This window comes from Prescottella sp. GW823-FHT02E09 (genome assembly GCF_058797375.1).
Window position 1 is genome coordinate 1 of record NZ_JBXAJP010000005.1, and the last position, 17,164, is coordinate 17,164.

A 17,164-nucleotide genomic window follows, 5' to 3' on the forward strand; every position below is an offset into this window, starting at 1 on the left:
CGCTCCGCCTCCTGGAACAGCGGGCCGACCTTTGCCGCACCGTCGAGCATCGAGTACTCGGTGTGATTGTGCAGGTGAACGAACGAGTCAGCCACGCGTGCCTCTCTGTCTACGGCCGGTGTGCGAGCACCGGCGGGTCCAGCAGCCCCTGAGTCTATGCCCTGGCACCGACGGCCCCGGACGGTCGCCGCCGAAGGTCCGTCACCGCACCGCGGCGGGCTCCCGCGCCGACCGGTCCGATCTGCGGGTCCGGCGCGCACGGGCCAACCCATCGGTGGTGAACACCACCAGCGCGGTCCAGATCAACGCGAAACCGATCCACCGCGACGGCGGCATCACCTCGTGCATGACGGCCACGCCCCAGGCCATCTGCAGGACCGGTGTGAGGTACTGCAGGATGCCGAGCGTCGTCAGCGGAATGCGATGCGCCGCGACCCCGAACAGGAGAAGTGGCACCGCGGTGACCGGCCCGGCCGCCATCAGCAGCAGGCTGTGGCCGACACCGTTGCCGAAGAACGAACCGGTCCCCGTGACCGCGAGCACCGTCAGATAGGCCACCGCGAACGGCGCCGCCACCACGCCCTCCGCAGTCAGGCTCGTGCGCGGATCGAGCGGGACCACCTTCTTGATCACGCCGTACAACGCGAACGACAGCGCCAGGCTGAGCGCGACGAGCGGCGGTCGACCGTAGTCGACGGTGATGATCACCACCGCGGCCGCCGCCAGCACCAACGCCACGATCTGCGCCCGGGACAGCTTCTCCCGGAAGATCAGGACACCCAGCAGGACACTGACCAGAGGATTGACGAAGTACCCGAGCGCCGCCTCGACGACGTGGCCCGACACCACCGCATAGATGTAGGTGGCCCAGTTGATCCCGATCGCGACGGTGGCCGCCGACACCAGCGCCCACGTCCGCACACCCAGCCCCCGCAGCGAACCCAGCTTGCCCAGCACGAGAAGCACACCGAGCATCAGCAGCACCGTCCACACCATGCGGTGGGCCAGCACCTCGAGCGAACCGGCGGGCGCGAGAAGCCCGAAGAAGATCGGGAACATGCCCCAGATCAGATAGGCGCCGACGCCCGACAGTAGTCCGGTGGAATCGTCGCTCGGGGCCCGCTGTGTCACGCCGTCCGACGATAGACTCCCGGCTAGTGTGACTCGTCACGCACCGGTTCCGACCGGCACCCGAGACGCAGGAGAAACGCCCCGGTGACGACGACCGCAGAGCCCGAGAACACGAATTCCGCGCGGCCGTCGGGTCATCCGTGGCGTCGACGCTCCGCGTGGGTCGCCGGCCTGCTGCTCGCCGTCGTCCTGATCTTCGGCGTCGCCTTCGTGACCACCCCGTGGCCCGGTTCGATGATCGTGCGTTTCGTCTTCGACAAGGGCGCGCAGAAGACGACGGAAGCTCTGGAGAAGCACGCCCCCACCGGCGTCACGTCGATCCCGAATCTGCAGTACCGGGCCGGCGACGACGACGCCTACCTCGACGTCTACTTCCCCGAGGAACTGGCGGGCACAACGCGGGTGCTGCCGACCGTGATCTGGACGCACGGCGGCGCCTGGATCTCGGGTCACCGCACCAACTATGCGCCGTACTTCCAACTGATCGCCGACGCCGGATTCACCGTCGTCTCGCTCGACTACTCGCTCGGACCCGAACACAAGTACCCGACCGCCGTCGAGCAACTGCGCGACGCCCACGCGTATGTCCTCGCGAACGCCGAACGCCTGCATGTCGATTCGAGTCGGATCGTGCTCGCCGGCGACTCGGCCGGCGCACAGCTGTCGAGCCAGCTCGCGACGATCGCGACCAATCCGGAGTATGCGCGGTCCCTCGGGATCGAGTCGGCACTGCAGCCCGAGCAGCTACGCGGTGTCGTACTCAACTGCGGCATCTACGACGTGCCGAACATGGTCGGCGGGCCCGGCATCATCGGATGGGGCACCACCGAGTCCATCTGGGCTTACACCGGCTCCAAGGATTTCGCGAACTCGGAGGCGGTGGCACAGATGTCCACGCTCCACCACGTCACCGACCTGTTCCCGCCGTCGTACATCTCCGGCGGCAACGCCGACGAGCTGACCGAGAAGCAGTCCAAGGCGCTCGCCGCGAAGCTGACCGGCCTCGGAGTGGACGTGACCACACTGTTCTACCCGGACGACCACGAGCCGGCGCTGGCGCACGAGTACCAGTTCGACCTCGACAACGCCGACGGCCTCAACGCGCTCGCGCAGACCATCGAGTTCATCCGCAAGCACACGGCGGACGCCCCCACGAACTAGGGCGCGAGCGGGACGCGTTGCGTGACCGCTTCGTTGTGCCCACTCCGGACGGTGTCGCTGCCGCCACGCCGCGTACCGGTCACGACAGCGCCGGCACCGGCCCGTCGTCCGGCCCCGGCACCACGACCGTGGTCTGGGACGGCAGGAGTGGGCTCACCGCGAACGCCCCGGCGACGGCATCTGCAGGCAGCGCCTCGACCGCGCGCGCGGGCGGTGTCGCAGCCAGTGCCCGCAGTTCCGCGAGCGAACCGCGGACGACTGCACCCACCACACACGTGCACCCGGTGGACAAGCGCGCCGCCGAGTACGCCATGACCTGCGACTGCCGGTCCGCGCCGGCCGCGGACATCGACAGGCGCGCCGACGCCACGGTCGACGCACGTTCGACGGCTTCCCGGTTCGCCGCGACCGGGATCGTGACGATCGGTGTCTGCACCCTCTCGACGGGCACCCGGAACAACACCTGCGACACCCGGAGGTCGCCCACGGTGTCGAGCAGGGCCGACGCCGTCACCGGCGCGTCCAACGACACCAGCGCCCAGTGCTCGGCATCGGCATCGGCATCGGCATCGAGCGCCACATCCGTGGCCAGAGACGCGGCCGCGCGGTCGAGATACTCGGCGACCTGCTCACCCGAGTCCGGGCCCAGCCTGTCGGTCGACACCCGGGCCGGCGGCACCGGGTTCGCCAACCCGAGTGCGACCACGGTCCCGGTGAGCGCGACCGCCGCGACGACGGTCGGCCACCTCCGCGAACTCATCTCACGTGCCCCGCAGAACTCCGAGCGCGTGCTGCAGATCCTTCGGGTACTCGCTGGTGATCTCCACCCAGTGACCGTCCGACGGATGGGCGAACCCGAGGGACCGCGCGTGCAGCCACTGACGTTCCAGACCCAGACGCTCGGCCAGACGCGGATCCGCGCCGTAGGTGAGATCGCCGCAGCACGGGTGCCGCAACGCCGAGAAGTGGACGCGGATCTGATGGGTCCGGCCCGTCTCGAGGTGGATGTCGAGCAGGCTGGCCGCCTGGAACGCCTCGACGGTGTCGTAGTGCGTGATGCTCGGCTTGCCGTCCGCGGTGACCGTGAACTTCCAGTCGTTGCTGCGATGCCGGCCGATCGGTGCGTCGATGGTGCCGCTCGACGGATCCGGATGGCCCTGCACGAGCGCGTGGTAGCGCTTGTCGATGGTGCGCTGCTTGAACGCCCGCTTGAGCACGGTGTACGCGCGCTCCGACGTCGCGACCACCATCACACCGGACGTGCCGACGTCGAGTCGGTGCACGATGCCCTGTCGCTCGTGCGCGCCGGACGTCGAGATCCGGAAGCCCGCCGCGGCGAGACCTCCGATCACCGTCGGGCCGGTCCAGCCGACACTCGCGTGCGCCGCGACCCCGACCGGCTTGTCGACCGCGACGATGTCGTCGTCGGCGTAGAGGATCTCCATCCCCTCGACCGGCTCCGCCTCGATCGTGAGCGGCCGCGGGGGCTCGGGCAACTCCACCTCGAGCCACGTGCCGGCCGAGAGCCGATCGGACTTCCCGACCGCGGCACCGTCGATCCGGACCGCGCCCTCCTCGGTGAGCAAGGCCACCGCGGTACGGGAGAGACCCAACAGGCGCGCCAGTCCGGCGTCGACCCGCATGCCCTCGAGTCCGTCGGGAACCGGCATCGATCGTGTCTCCCTCATGCCGCATCCCCCTTTCGCGAGGTCTCGTCGTCCGTTTCGGGTTTCGCCGGGTCGGGCTTGGTGCTGCTCGGTTCGATCCCGAACAGCGTGAGCGCCACCAGCAGGATCGCACCGCACACGATGGACGAGTCGGCGACGTTGAACACCGGCCACCAACCGACCGAGACGAAGTCGACGACGTGGCCCTGCAGCGGTCCCGGTGAACGGAAGAGCCGGTCGATCAGGTTGCCGAGCGCACCGCCGAGCACGAGGCCCAGGCCGAGTGCCCACCACGGCGAGCTGAGGGTGCGGCCGATCTTGATCACACCGATCACGACACCCACCGCGACCAGCGTGAGCAGCCACGTCATCCCGGTCGCCATCGAGAAGGCGGCGCCCGGGTTGCGGATCAGGGTCAGGGTCACCGTGTCGCCGATGATCCGGACCGGGTCCTTGGGATCGATCAGGGCGACGGCCAGGACCTTCGTCACAAGATCGAACGCGAAGATGCCGACCGCGACACTGATGAGCAGGCGCATCAGACGCGGGCCGCGCGGTGCAGCCTCGACGGGATTGTCGGGGTCCGGTACGGGCTGCTCGGGAATGGGTTTACCTTTCACGGCGCGGTCGTCGCTGTCGGTGCGGTCGTCACTCACCCCGCCATCATCCCCTACCCGGGAGACAGACCGGTCATGCCACCCGCGCCGACTAACCTGTTGGCGTGCCCTTGCCGTCGAAACTCCTTCGTCCCGGGACCGCGCTGATCGCGGCCACTCTCTCCCTCACCGTCCTCGTCAGCGGGTGTGGCAACGGTGGCGATGCCGCCCCCGTCAGCCCCGATGCGGTCGGTGCCGCTTCCGACGAGGTGACGGTCCCGGTGACGGCCGCCACCACGGAGGTCGTCGAAGCGGGAGCCGAGCCACGCAGCGTGGTGCAGATCCGTCCCGCACAGGGGACCCGGCAGGAGGCCCGCCTGGTCACCACCGGCACCGTCCAGCAGCAGATCGACGACCAGCCCGTCCAGGACTTCTCCAGCCCCGAGCTGACGATGCCGCTCACCGCCCTGGTGACGCAGAGCGCATCCGACGGCACGCCCGCCACCACCATCGATATGACGTTGGGCACGCTCACCACCGTGGACGACGCGACGAACGAACTCCTCGCGCCCGCAACCGATTCGCACGCAGGGTTCACCATGAACCCGTCGGGCGCGATCACCGCACTGCGGCTACGCCCCGACCCCGACGCCCAGAACAAGGCCCGGTCGATGATCGAGCAGGCGTTCTACCAGGCCGTCTACCGCACAGTCGTGTTTCCGGAGCAGCCGATCGGCGTGGGTGCGGTGTGGCAGATCCACCAGCAGGTGATGAGCGCCGTGGCCCTGAACCAGGTGACCACCGCGACCCTGACCGCACGGGACGGCGATCGACTCACGATCGAGGTCCGAGTAGAGCAGACTCCGCAGGCGCCCGTGTTCGAACTCCCGAACGGCGCGGGAACGCTGGACGTGGATTCGTACTCCCTGCAGGGCTCTGGCCGGGTGGTCGTCGACCTGAGCATGCCGCTCCCCGTCGACGGTTCGGTCGACATCGAGGGCACCCAGTCCTTCAGCGACCCCGCCGACTCGATGCGACTGCGGCAGAGCACCGGCGAGCGCGTCGAGTGGTCCGCGTGACGCGACGCCGCCACCTGTCCCGGACGGCCGCGACGATTGCGGCTGTCGCGACCGTCGGGGCCGCGCTGTCCGCGTGCGGATCACCGGACGATCCCGCGCCCGCACCGGTCGATCTGGGCCCCGTCGTGACCGCCCCGGCAGCGGCGCCCCCGTCCGCGCCGATCACGGACTCCACGGTGCTGCGGGCGGCGCTGCTCACGGCGGCGGATCTGCCGCCAGGATTCGCACCACTGCCCGATCCCGTCGAGGACCTCGGTCTCGAGCCCGACACCGACGACACGACCGATCGCTCACGGACCGATCCCACCGGGTGCGCGAACGTGCTCGACACCCTGTCCCGCCAGGTCGCCGGCGCTACCGCGTCCGCCGAGGAGAACTTCGCCGGCCCGGGATTCACCAGCGTCGACGTCGACGCGGCGGCCTACGCCGGCACGGGTGCCGCCGATGCCTTCGCGACCGTGCAGTCCACGTTCCGCGACTGCACGGCGTACACCGGTACGGACTTCGACGGCACCCCCGTCGAGTACCGGCTCGAGCCCCTGCAGCAGCCGACCGCCGGCGACGCGTCGGCCGCGGTCCGGCTCGTCACCACCAGCGAGGGGTTCACACTGGTGTCCGACGCAGTCGTCGCGGTGGTCGGCTCCACCGTCGTGCAGGTGGTCACGACCGGACCGGACGGCTCGGACGGCGACCTGCTCACCGCGACGGCACGCACGACGGCCGACCGCATTCGGGTGGCGTCGCAACCGAAGTAGGCACGCACGAACGCCGATGCCGGCGCCACCCGAGGAGGGTGACGCCGGCATCGGCGTGAGTGACGGAACTGCTACGCGGGGCAGGCCGGCGAGGTCAGGTTGGCCATCGTGACCAGCTGGCACGCGTACTGCTGCGACATCTTCCAGACACCGTCCTCGGCGACGAAGTCGACGGTGGCGGGGTTGGCCTGGCCGTTGACCGTCAACGTGACACCGGCAGTGACGGTCTCGTCACCGGTCGGCGTGACGTCGATGACCTCGATGCCCGCGTTGGCGTCCTTGGCGGCCTTCGCGACCTGGTTGATAAGTTCCGGATCCGCCTCGGCGCCCTGAACCAACTGGACCTTCTGGTCCAGCGGGACGCTCTCGTCGAACGCCTTCGCCAGAGCAGCATTGAGCTCGGCCGGCGTGGGCGGAGCCAACGTGGGCTCGGCGGAGGCGGTGGTCGTGGTGGCCTGAGCGGTGGTGCGCTCGCTGCTGCCGCCGTCGTCCGAGCACGCAGTCATGGTCAGGGCGGCCGCGATCGCCACACCCGCGATGGTCATCTTCCGAAGCTTCAAGTCTTCGTCCTTTTCTTCTCGGTCGAACATCGTTCACGGCTCAGCCGGGATGCACTTCCACTCTCCCAGCTATGACGCCGGTTCACAGCAAGCGTACCGGGATGAGGCGGAGCTCACCCGAGGCTGTCGAGCGGATCGGCCACAACCAAGTCCCCCGTGGTGTCTTCGAAGGTACGCGACGGACCAGGTCCGCTGCTACGCGTTTCGAATCGAACAGTCACCACACCGTGTCCTGCTCCCTGTACCCAGCCGTGGCCGTACTCCGGATGCGACACGTCCAGCCCGGGATGCCAGCGTGGCCGCGAGTCGGGCACCGCACGATCCGGCGACTCCTCCTCGACCCCAACACTTTCCGCCGACCCGCCGCCCTGGTCCAGCTCGGGGAACAGCGACCCCTGGACCACCGCGGACAGCCCACCGAATCCCACCCCCACCAGGCGAATCGGACCCAGTTCGAGCGGGTCGATCACCTGACGCTGCGCGGTCGCGGTGAGCGTCTGCAGATCGGTGGTCGCGTACGGCAGCGTGAGCGATCGGGTCACGATGCTCATGTCCGACTTGCGGAGCTTCAGGACGACCGTGCGTGCCGCGCGGCCGTCCCGCGCCAGCCGCCGATGCGCCGACGCGGCGCTCGCGTCGACGGCGCGTCGCAGTTCAGCCAGAGTGACGATGTCCTGAGCGAAAGTGGTTTCGGCACTGACTTGTTTGGCGTCGGCGCGTTCCGCGACGGGACGGTCGTCGATGCCCCGGGCCAGCCGCTGCAGACTCGGCCCGATCGTCGTCCCGAGAATGGATGCCACCTCGGCCTCCGGCAGAGCCGCGAGGGCACCGACGGTCTCGATGCCGAGCCGCTTGAGCTTCTCCTCCGCAACCGGCCCGATGCCCCACAGCTTCCGGACCGGCAGCGCCTCCAGCAACGCCTGCTGGACGTCCGGGGACACCACCGTGATCCCGTCCGGCTTCGCGAGGCCGGACGCGATCTTCGCGACCTGCTTCCCCGAGCCGGCGCCGATCGACGCCACCAGCCCCGTCTCGGAGAGGACCAACGCCCGCAACTCTTCGCAGTAGCGCTCCACCTCAGCGCGGCCGGCACCGGCGAGCTCGGCGGGTTCCCCGAACGCCTCGTCGAGCGAAAGCTGTTCCAGCACAGGCATCCGGACCCGCAGTGCCTCGAACACCTCCCGGCTCACGTGCCCGTACAGACCACCGCGGGGCGGCAACACGACGGCCGACGCCCCCACCAACCGCCGCGCCTGGTGCATCGGCATGGCCGAGCGCGCGCCGAAGACCCTCGCCTCGTAGCTGGCCCCCGCGACCACTCCCCGACCTCCGAGACCACCGACGAGCACCGGACGACCCCGCAACGTCGGACGGGTCAGCTGCTCGACGGACGCGAAGAACGCGTCCATGTCGAGATGCAGGACCCACCGGCGGCTGCGTGTGGGATCGGCGGTGTCCATGGATGAAAAGTACGCCGCACGGACGACCGCCTCCTCCGAGACCTCCGGCTATGCGGTGGACTCCGCCGGGCGCTGCCCTGCCGACGGCACGCCGCCCTCTCCCCCCGGGCCGCGCGGCACCGTGAACGTGGCGGTCACGCCCAAGATCGCGACGGCGAAACAGGCGATGGTGTACCAGAGGTTGCCGATGGGATCACCGTCCGTCGTGACACCGTCGACGGCACCGAAGAAGTCCGGCAGCGCCGTCACCCACAGCACTCCCATGACGACCAGATACACGACGCTGTAGATGCGGACGAAGTCGTTCGAGTACGCGGGAACCTCGGACGTCCCCCGACGCAGCCGGGACCACTGCTTGGCCAGGAGCGGAATCGCGACCACCGTGACGGCGACCAGTTCCGCCGCGTAGAGGATGCCACGGACCGTGTCGCTGCCCATGCCGAAGACCGTCGCCGGGAGCGGGAGGACGAACACACCGACCGACGCCGCGAGCCCGACCACGATTGTGCGCCAGACCAACTCGAGGCCCGCGAAATGGCGCCCGGCATCGACGTGGCGGCCGACGAAGAACTGGACGCACAGCGCCAGCGACATCGGCCACAGCGCGGCGAACACCACCACGCTCGGCAGCGGCACCGAGTCGAAGAACGGCAGGTTGACCTTGTTGTCGAGCGTCCACTCCCACCACCGCAGCTGCGGCCCGAGCTGGTCGAAGATCTCGTAGAACGCATGGTGGACGAAGCCCACGCACACCGCGCCGAGGAAAACCCCGTAGCGTCGGAACACGCCGAGCATCCGGACGATCTCGAACGCCAGCGTCGCCATCAGCGGATAGATCGCGATGATGTACAGGGGCAGTCTGCCCCAAAGGAATTCGACGGTGAACAGGTTGTGCGCGAACATCGTACCCAAGTATTCCTCGGTGCCGAACGTGGCCGGGAAGTAGATCGGCGGCTCGATCACGAACAGGAACGCGGTGGCGCCGAACCACAACACGAGGTTGGTGGGATCACCGTGCCGCCGCAACCGCAGAATCGCGTACACGAGCGCGAGCACCGAGCCGAGCACGATGGTGAGCTCGAGGACCGGCAGCGTCCAGTTCTCCAGCGCCGTCGGGCTGCGCAGCTCGAAGAGTCCGCCGGCCTCCTCGCACGAGAAGCCGAGCCGGGTCGCCAGATCCGCGAAGGTGGGCGTACACAGATCGGACATCAGTTCACCACCCCCGACGACACGGACGCGGCCGTGTACCAACGGGTGCAGTCGCGGCCGTCGTCGTAGCGGGTGAACCACTCGTCGGCGAGCACCGGCAGCTTCTCGTGGGTCGGGTTGTGACCGGGCATCTGGCTGCGGACGGCCCCGCGCAGCGCCGTGAGCTGCTCGCCGATCGGGAGGCCGTCGAACGCGCGCGGCATCGGCCCCTTGGTCAGATACGGCGCGAAGGTGGTGAGCACCTTCTGCTTGGCCCGGTGCCGGGCGAACATCGACAGCGAGTCGACCTTTCGCTCGGACAGTGGTACGTGCTGATTGAAGCCGGCGCACGCGATCCGGATCGACTTCATCACGTGCGCGAACACCGACGGCGCCATGCGCATCCGGTACAGCTCGTTGCCGACGATCGAGTTGTAGATGATCAGCGCGGAGCTGCGGTGCTCGACCTCTTCGACGAAGTGCCAGAGGAAGAGGGAGGCGACCCGGTCGTCGCCGGGCGCGAACAGGGTCGCCTCGTTGTCGAGCATCAGCTTGAACACCGGCGTGAAGGTCGCCTCGAGGTCGGCGGTGTACGCGAGCCGGTAGTCGATCGAGGTGCGCTCGGTGAGCAGGTCGAACTCGCCGATCACCGCGTCGAGCGTGTTCTGCAGTCCCGGGTAGCTCCGGATCAGACCGTTCACGTGCTGGCGGTGCGCGGTCGAGTGGTGACCCTCCTGCCGCATGAACGCCACCGCCTCCTCCGCCACCTCGGGGTCGGTGATGAGGGGCTTGGCCTGCAGGATCAGCTTCACGATCATCTTCTCGAAGCCGATGGCCAGGAACGACACTGCATTCGACATGCTCGACCATGCCGGGTTGTCGGGATTCCACAGGAACGGGACGTCCCCGTCGTCGAACCCGAAATCCATCTTTCGGGGCTTGAGATCCGTCATGCGCACTACCTCGTTCGTCGTCGGTGCGGGCCCCGTCAACGCAGGCCGGGGCCACGATCGCGGCAATCATACGATCGACGTCACAGTTGTATGATTACTTTCGCGAAATCGCCGCCACCTGCACGGAAAGCGCCGCGCTGCTGGTACCGTCCGCCCGTGGCACGCAGACGCGGATGGGGCGGCAAACCGCCGGCCGACGACGAAGAGGCCGTGCGGCGCATCGTTGCCGCCGCGGTCGAGACGATCTCCCGCACTGGATCGGCGGTCAGCATCGCCGATGTCGCCGAATCCCTCGGAGTGATCCGGCAGACGGTGTACCGCTACTTCCCCAGCTCCGACGCCCTCCTCCGCGCCGCGGCCATCGCCTCGGTCGACGGATTCCTCGACCGTCTGACCGCACACGTCCGGGGCCGAGCGGACCCGGCCGACGCACTGACCGAGGCCGTGGTCTACACGCTCGACGAACTCCCCCGCACCCCGCACCTGGGCATCATGCTGTCCGGCACGTACTCCCACGCCGAGGGAATCACGTCCGACGAGGCACTCGCCTTCGGCATGACGATGATCAGACGATTCGACGTCGACTGGGAACGGCACGGATACGACGAGACCTCCCTGCGCGAGCTCGTCGAGTACCTGCTGCGGACGATGCAGTCGTTCTTCGTCTCCCCCGGAAGCCCGCCGCGCAGCGAGGACGACCTGCGACGGTATCTGCGCCGCTGGATGGGCGCTTCGATCAGCGCCCAGGCGACCCCGCACACGACGAAGCCCTGAGAGACCCACGGTCCCTCAGGGCTTCGTCCGCGAGTGCGGCTACCCGATCACGCCTTGGTGACCGTAGCGCGCACACCCTCACCGAGATCGACGGCCGCGTCGCCGGCGACGGCACCGAGTTCGAGTGTCGTCGCGAGGATCTCACCCGCGATCAGCTCGCGGTGCCGCTGCGCCCAGGCGAGACGCTCGGCCGGAACCTGCAACGTCACCGAGATACGGTCGGAGACATCGAGGCCCGCGGCTCGGCGCGCGTCCTGCAGCTCACGGATGCGGTCCTTGGCCCAGCCCTCCGCCTCGAGTTCCTCGGTGACCTGCGAGTCGAGGACGACGAGTCCCGCACCGTCCGGGAGGGCCGCCGTGGACTCGGGCTCGGCGGCCACGAGCCGCTGCGTGTACTCCGTCGGCAGCAGGTCGATACCCGCGGCAGGAGCGGAGCCTGCGGAGCGACCCGGCCACACGGTGACCACGCCGTCCTTCTCGGACCAGTCGCCCGCCTTGACCGCCTTGATGACCGTCTGCACGTCCTTGCCCAGACGCGGACCCGCCGCACGCGCGTTGACGACCAGCTCGAAGCGCCCGTGCACGTCGACGTCCTCGGTGATGTCGACCTTCTTGACGTTCACCTCGTCGGCGATCAGGCCCAGGTACGGGCGCAGCCGCTCGGCGTCGGGGGCGGCGACGGTGACCTCGGGCAGCGGCAGCCGCACCCGGAGATTCTGCGCCTTGCGCAGTCCCAGCACCGTCGAACAGACACCACGGACGTCGTCCATCGCCGCGACCAGGTCGGCGTCGGCCGGCAGCTCGGATGCCGTCGGCCAGTCCGTCAGGTGCACCGAACGGCCGCCGGTCAGGCCCCGCCAGATCACCTCGGTCGCCATCGGCAACAACGGCGCCGCCAGACGACTGACGACCTCGAGCACGGTGTGCAGGGTGTCGATCGCGTCCCGGTCCTCGTCCCAGAACCGGCTGCGCGAACGACGCACGTACCAGTTGGTGAGCGCATCACAGAACGTGCGCAACTCGTCGCACGCGCCGGCGATGTCGGTGACCTCGAGCGCGTCCGTGATCGCGTCCCGCGTCGCCGCGAGCTTGGCGAGGATGTACCGGTCGAGCACGTTCGGCGAGTCGGTCCGCCACTGGCCGGGCTTCGACGCGTACAGCTGCAGGAAGCTCCACGCGTTCCACAGCGGCAGCAACGCCTGCCGGACACCCTCGCGGATGCCCTGCTCGGTGACGATCAGGTTGCCGCCGCGCAGGATCGGCGAGGACATGAGGAACCACCGCATGGCGTCCGAGCCGTCGCGGTCGAACACCTCCTTGACGTCCGGGTAGTTGCCCTTGGACTTGCTCATCTTCAGGCCGTCGTCGCCCAGCACGATGCCGTGTGCCGCAACGCACTTGAACGCCGGACGGTCGAACAGCGCAGTCGCCAGCACGTGCAGCGTGTAGAACCAGCCACGGGTCTGACCGTTGTACTCGACGATGAAGTCGCCCGGGTAGTGCGAGTCGAACCAGTCGCGGTTCTCGAACGGGTAGTGCACCTGCGCATACGGCATCGAGCCTGACTCGAACCAGCAGTCCAGCACCTCGGGGACACGGCGCATCATCGACTTGCCGGTCGGGTCGTCCGGATTCGGACGAACCAAATCGTCGATCATCGGACGGTGCAGGTCGGTCGGACGCACCCCGAAGTCACGCTCGAGCTCGTCGAGAGAGCCGTACACGTCCATCCGCGGGTACGACGGATCATCCGATACCCACACCGGGATCGGGCTGCCCCAGTAGCGGTTTCGGCTGATGTTCCAGTCGCGCGCACCCTCGAGCCACTTACCGAACTGGCCGTCCTTGATGTGCTCCGGCACCCAGGTGATCTCCTGGTTGAGCTCGACCATACGGTCGCGGAACTTGGTGACGGCGACGAACCACGACGGCACCGCCATGTAGATCAGCGGCTGGCCCGAGCGCCAGCTGTGCGGGTACGAGTGCTCGATCGTCTCGTGCCGCAACAGCTTTCCGGCAGCCTTGAGGTCCTTGATGATGACCGGGTTCGCATCGAAGACTTGCAGACCCTCGTACGGCGGCACCATCGACGTGAACTTGCCGCCAGGATCCAGCGGCTGCACGATCTCGATGCCGTTCGCCGTCGCGCAGTCCATGTCCTCCTCACCGAAGGCCGGTGCGAGGTGGACGACGCCGGTACCGGAATCGGTGGTGACGTAGTCGGCCGCGAGCACGCGGTGTGCTTCCTCGTGACCCTTGCCCGGACCGTGGAAGAAGTCGAACGGAGGCAGATACTTCAGGCCGACCAGGTCGGCACCCTTGTACTCACCGAGAACCTCGGGCGACTCACCGAGTTCACGCGCGTAATGCCCGACGCGGGCAGCGGCGAGCACGTAGCGCTTGCCGTCGGCGCCGAGCACCTGAACGTAATCGACATCGGGGTGCACCGCGATCGCCAGGTTGGACGGCAGCGTCCACGGTGTCGTGGTCCAGATCAGTGCGTTCGCGCCGTCGAGATCACTCCCGGGAGCTGTGAGGAGCATGTCGACGGTGACCGCCGGATCCTGACGCATCTTGTACGCGTCGTCGAGTCGGGTCTCCTGGTTCGACAGCGGCGTCTGCTCGTACCAGCTGTACGGCAGCACGCGGAAGCCCTGGTAGATCAGACCCTTGTCGTAGAGCTCCTTGAACGCCCACATGACGGACTCCATGAAGTCCAGATCCAGGGTCTTGTAGTCGTTGTCGAAGTCGACCCAGCGCGCCTGCCGGGTGACGTAGTCACGCCACTCGTCGGTGTAGCGCAGCACGGACTGCTTGCAGTAGGCATTGAACTCCGCGAGACCCATCGCATCGATCTGCGACTTGTCCTTGATCCCCAGCTGCTTCTCGGCCTCGAGTTCCGCGGGCAGACCGTGGCAGTCCCAGCCGAAGCGGCGGTCGACCTTCTTGCCGCGCATCGTCTGGAAACGCGGGACCAGATCCTTGACGTAGCCGGTGAGGAGGTGGCCGTAGTGCGGCAGGCCGTTCGCGAAGGGCGGGCCGTCGTAGAACACGAAGTCCTCGGCACCCTCACGGTTCTCGATGCTCGCCCGGAACGTGTCGTCCGCGTCCCACGCGGCGAGCACCTTCTGCTCGAGCTCCGGGAAGGAGACGGCCCCGGTGGCGCGGCCGCCGACGACATCGACGCGGGGATACCCGTCGTTCGTCTGGGGAGAGGTGGATTCGTTACTTGTCACCGCGTGGCTCCTCGTGCCCGACTTACCGGCACGGGGACGACACCGACGCCCTGTGCGCCGCTACCGCGGTACCACCCCGCTTGCTCGCCGCCACCTATGCGTGACGAGCCACTCGATCAAGGCTGTGACGGGCCCACCCGTTCGGTTCTACTGAGCCGGAACCGTTGTACGCGACCAACGCGAAACCTGAATCCCGACCGTTCTTCCGAAGACTCCCCGGTGATCGCCGGATCTGCGCCATGTGTGCGTTCAGTCTAACCCTGAGCCGAATTCCCGCCGGAATCACCGTGGTCGGACTCGATGTCGTCGGCCTGCCTGTCGGACGGACCGACGGCCGGTGCCGCCTTCCTGTTCGCCAGCGCACTGACGAGCAGGAGGACGGCACCCGCGACACAGACTGCGATGCATCCCCAGGCCCAGAGGACGGAACCCGTCATCAGGGCGATCACCAGCAGGGCGAAGCCCACTGCTGCGAGGACCAGCGTCATGACCAGCACGATTCACCCTCTACTCGAGAGCCGGCCGGGCGTCGGCTCAGTCAGTTGCTTCCCTTGGCGAACGACTGGCCGAAGCCGGACTGGTTGAATGCGTCCTGGCCACCGTCGACCGGCACGGCCGAGCCGCGCTGCTCCAGCTCCTCGAGCTGCGACTCCAGGTACGACTTGAGCCGCACCCGGTACTCGCGCTCGAACGTCTTCAGCTGCTCGATCCGGCCCTCGAGGACCGAACGCTGCTGGTTGATCGTCGCCATGATCTCGGTGTGCTTCTTCTCGGCATCCGCCTGCAGGGCGTCGGCCTTCTCCTTGGCCTGACGCAGCTGCGTCTCCGAGCGAGTCTGCGCGTCCGAGAGGAGCGACTCCGACTTCTGCTTCGCGTCCGAGACCATGGTCTCCGACTTCTGCTTCGCGTCCGAGACCATGGTCTCCGACTTGGTGCGCGCATCGGTGACCAGGCGCTCCGAGTTGGTGCGGGCATCGCTGAGCAGCTGCTCCGCCTCGACCTTGGCATCGCCCGTCAAGCGGTCGGCCATCTCCTGCGCGAGGCCGAGGACCTTCGCGGCCTGCATGTTGGCGTCCTCCGACGGACGCGGCGCTGCCGCGGGGGCCGGAGCAGGCTTGGGCTGCTCGACCACCCGAACCGGTTCCGGTGCGGGCGCCGGAGCCGGGGCCGGCGCGGCGGCCGAGCGCGGGGCCTTCTTCGCCTCGGCCAACTCCTGATCGAGCTCGCCTACGCGCTGACGGAGATCAGCATTCTCCTCGATGAGCCGGGACAGCTCCTGCTCGACCAGGTCGAGGAAGGCATCGACCTCGTCCTCGTTGTAGCCACGCTTCCCGATCGGAGGCTTGCTGAACGCGACGTTGTGCACATCAGCTGGAGTCAGCGGCATGGAAGGATCCCTTCACGCGTCAATTGTCGGTCTAGCACGCATTGAGTTCTAGGGCATTGCGCGTACTCGTTAACCATTTCGTTACCCGTCACACTGTAACTGCGGGCCATTCTGTCACACCAAACCCGAAGGTGACGCTAGTCCCGAGACCACCTGCATGAGGATGAAGAGCAGGAACAGCAGCACCATGATCGACAGGTCGAGTCGGACTCCGCCGAGCGAAATCGGTGGAATGAGCCGGCGAAGAAGCTTCACCGGTGGGTCTGTGACCGTGAAGATCGCTTCGAGCACGATCACGACGAAACCCGTCGGTCGCCAGTCACGGGCGAACACCCGGATGAACTCGACGATGATCCGTCCGATGAGCAACAACCAGAAGATGAACAGGATCACGTAGATCACCGAGAACACGGCCACACCTTCACTCTGCCTGACAACGACCGGCCGATCAAAACGATCTCGCTCCCCGAGTCACGCATCACACTCGCATGCGATCGACGACTCGGCCCCATGGACGGGATCGCCCGCTCGGACCGCGGACTACTTCTGGTTGTAGAACCCGGTCTCCGCGATGCGGCGACGCTCCTCCGCGGAAACATCGATGTCGGCGGGCGAGAGCAGGAACACCTTGGTCGCGACCTTGTCGAACGACCCCCGCAGCGCGAAGGCGAGCCCGGCAGCGAAGTCGACGAGTCGTTTGGCATCGGCGTTGCTCATCTCGACGAGATCCATGATCACCGGCGTGCCGTCACGGAAACGCTCACCGATGGTGCGGGCCTCGCCGTAGTCGCGCGGGCGCAGCGTCGTGATCTTGGACAACGGCCCGCCCTCGTCGACCACCGAGCGGCGGGGCTCGTGGCGCTCCATCCGCGGGTCGACGGCGAGCGCACCACGGGTGGTACCACGCGGCGCGGCACCCCGCGGCGCGATGGGCTCGACCCGCGCCGACGAGCGCGGAGCCGACTCGTAGCGATCGAAATCACTCTCGACCTCGTCACGGCGTGACGCCGCATAACCGGGCTCGGCGTACTCGCGGCGGCCCTGCCCGGGCTCGTCGATGTAGTCGTCCTCGAAATCCTCGAGGGGAACCATGCCGAAGTAAGCCTTGAACTTGTGCAGGCTGCTCATTGATCGACCTTCCTGGGCGCGGCGGACTGGTATGGACGAATCCTGCGGTCGACCGCAGAGATCATTTTTGTGTGACTGGTGTGACTGGT

The 17,164-nt window shown here is 67.9% G+C and carries 18 protein-coding genes; 4 read left to right on the forward strand and 14 right to left on the reverse strand.

Annotated elements, in window-relative coordinates:
• Positions 1 to 95: PHP domain-containing protein (locus AC1RIF_RS13520; protein WP_492602346.1), on the reverse strand; the 95-nt coding region annotated here is incomplete at its 3' end.
• A gap of 106 nt (positions 96 to 201) precedes the next feature.
• The gene (gene rarD, locus AC1RIF_RS13525) at positions 202 to 1,131 is read right to left on the reverse strand and encodes an EamA family transporter RarD (RefSeq protein ID WP_492601895.1); all 930 of its coding nucleotides are present in this window, start codon (positions 1,129 to 1,131) and stop codon (positions 202 to 204) included.
• Between the two features lie 84 nt (positions 1,132 to 1,215).
• On the opposite strand from rarD, the gene AC1RIF_RS13530 reads away from it, so the two are divergent.
• Positions 1,216 to 2,292: an alpha/beta hydrolase gene (locus AC1RIF_RS13530; RefSeq protein WP_492601896.1), complete on the forward strand. Its 1,077-nt coding sequence runs from the start codon at positions 1,216 to 1,218 to the stop codon at positions 2,290 to 2,292.
• A gap of 79 nt (positions 2,293 to 2,371) precedes the next feature.
• Here AC1RIF_RS13530 and AC1RIF_RS13535 read toward each other — a convergent pair whose 3' ends face one another.
• From AC1RIF_RS13535 to lspA, 3 genes are read right to left on the reverse strand one after another with little or no spacing between them, the layout of a single operon-like run.
• Positions 2,372 to 3,052, reverse strand: a complete 681-nt coding sequence (locus AC1RIF_RS13535; RefSeq protein ID WP_492601897.1) for a hypothetical protein — start codon at positions 3,050 to 3,052, stop codon at positions 2,372 to 2,374.
• 1 nt (position 3,053) lies between these two features.
• Positions 3,054 to 3,980, reverse strand: coding sequence for an RluA family pseudouridine synthase (locus AC1RIF_RS13540; protein ID WP_492601898.1), 927 nt, complete (start codon positions 3,978 to 3,980; stop codon positions 3,054 to 3,056).
• Positions 3,977 to 4,615, reverse strand: a complete 639-nt coding sequence (lspA, locus tag AC1RIF_RS13545) for a signal peptidase II (RefSeq protein ID WP_492601899.1) — start codon at positions 4,613 to 4,615, stop codon at positions 3,977 to 3,979. The genes AC1RIF_RS13540 and lspA overlap by 4 nt, the downstream gene beginning before the upstream one ends.
• Positions 4,616 to 4,680: 65 nt before the next feature.
• Between lspA and AC1RIF_RS13550 the strand changes: the two genes are divergently transcribed.
• Complete coding sequence (locus AC1RIF_RS13550) at positions 4,681 to 5,634, forward strand: hypothetical protein (protein WP_492601900.1); 954 nt, start codon at positions 4,681 to 4,683, stop codon at positions 5,632 to 5,634.
• A complete protein-coding gene (locus AC1RIF_RS13555; protein WP_492601901.1) occupies positions 5,631 to 6,389 on the forward strand; it encodes a hypothetical protein in 759 nt (252 codons plus the stop codon). Before AC1RIF_RS13550 ends, AC1RIF_RS13555 begins: the two co-directional genes overlap by 4 nt.
• Before the next feature lie 71 nt (positions 6,390 to 6,460).
• Here AC1RIF_RS13555 and AC1RIF_RS13560 read toward each other — a convergent pair whose 3' ends face one another.
• The 4 genes from AC1RIF_RS13560 to AC1RIF_RS13575 all read right to left on the reverse strand — a co-directional run bounded on the left by AC1RIF_RS13560 (position 6,461) and on the right by AC1RIF_RS13575 (position 10,550).
• Positions 6,461 to 6,949, reverse strand: a complete 489-nt coding sequence (locus AC1RIF_RS13560; RefSeq protein ID WP_492601902.1) for a WKL family lipoprotein — start codon at positions 6,947 to 6,949, stop codon at positions 6,461 to 6,463.
• Between the two features lie 113 nt (positions 6,950 to 7,062).
• Positions 7,063 to 8,409 (reverse strand): DNA polymerase IV, encoded by a 1,347-nt coding sequence (locus tag AC1RIF_RS13565; protein WP_492601903.1) that lies wholly within the window; start codon positions 8,407 to 8,409, stop codon positions 7,063 to 7,065.
• A gap of 48 nt (positions 8,410 to 8,457) precedes the next feature.
• On the reverse strand, positions 8,458 to 9,618 hold the full coding sequence (locus AC1RIF_RS13570; RefSeq protein ID WP_492601904.1) for a hypothetical protein: 1,161 nt from the start codon (positions 9,616 to 9,618) through the stop codon (positions 8,458 to 8,460).
• Positions 9,618 to 10,550 carry a metal-dependent hydrolase gene (locus tag AC1RIF_RS13575; RefSeq protein ID WP_492601905.1) on the reverse strand — a complete coding sequence of 311 codons (933 nt, stop codon included), beginning with the start codon at positions 10,548 to 10,550 and terminating at the stop codon, positions 9,618 to 9,620. The genes AC1RIF_RS13570 and AC1RIF_RS13575 overlap by 1 nt, the downstream gene beginning before the upstream one ends.
• A gap of 156 nt (positions 10,551 to 10,706) precedes the next feature.
• Between AC1RIF_RS13575 and AC1RIF_RS13580 the strand changes: the two genes are divergently transcribed.
• Positions 10,707 to 11,324, forward strand: a complete 618-nt coding sequence (locus AC1RIF_RS13580) for a TetR/AcrR family transcriptional regulator (RefSeq protein WP_492601906.1) — start codon at positions 10,707 to 10,709, stop codon at positions 11,322 to 11,324.
• A gap of 47 nt (positions 11,325 to 11,371) precedes the next feature.
• On the opposite strand, the gene ileS is transcribed toward AC1RIF_RS13580, so the two are convergent.
• The 5 genes from ileS to AC1RIF_RS13605 form a co-directional block, all read right to left on the reverse strand.
• Positions 11,372 to 14,560: an isoleucine--tRNA ligase gene (gene ileS, locus AC1RIF_RS13585; protein ID WP_492601907.1), complete on the reverse strand. Its 3,189-nt coding sequence runs from the start codon at positions 14,558 to 14,560 to the stop codon at positions 11,372 to 11,374.
• 254 nt (positions 14,561 to 14,814) lie between these two features.
• Positions 14,815 to 15,057 carry a hypothetical protein gene (locus tag AC1RIF_RS13590; protein WP_492601908.1) on the reverse strand — a complete coding sequence of 81 codons (243 nt, stop codon included), beginning with the start codon at positions 15,055 to 15,057 and terminating at the stop codon, positions 14,815 to 14,817.
• A 41-nt stretch (positions 15,058 to 15,098) separates the two neighbouring features.
• Complete coding sequence (gene wag31 / locus AC1RIF_RS13595) at positions 15,099 to 15,947, reverse strand: DivIVA-like cell division protein Wag31 (protein ID WP_492601909.1); 849 nt, start codon at positions 15,945 to 15,947, stop codon at positions 15,099 to 15,101.
• 114 nt (positions 15,948 to 16,061) lie between these two features.
• On the reverse strand, positions 16,062 to 16,364 hold the full coding sequence (locus tag AC1RIF_RS13600; RefSeq protein ID WP_174911002.1) for a YggT family protein: 303 nt from the start codon (positions 16,362 to 16,364) through the stop codon (positions 16,062 to 16,064).
• A 123-nt stretch (positions 16,365 to 16,487) separates the two neighbouring features.
• Positions 16,488 to 17,075: a cell division protein SepF gene (locus AC1RIF_RS13605; protein WP_492601910.1), complete on the reverse strand. Its 588-nt coding sequence runs from the start codon at positions 17,073 to 17,075 to the stop codon at positions 16,488 to 16,490.
• Positions 17,076 to 17,164 lie beyond the last annotated feature (89 nt).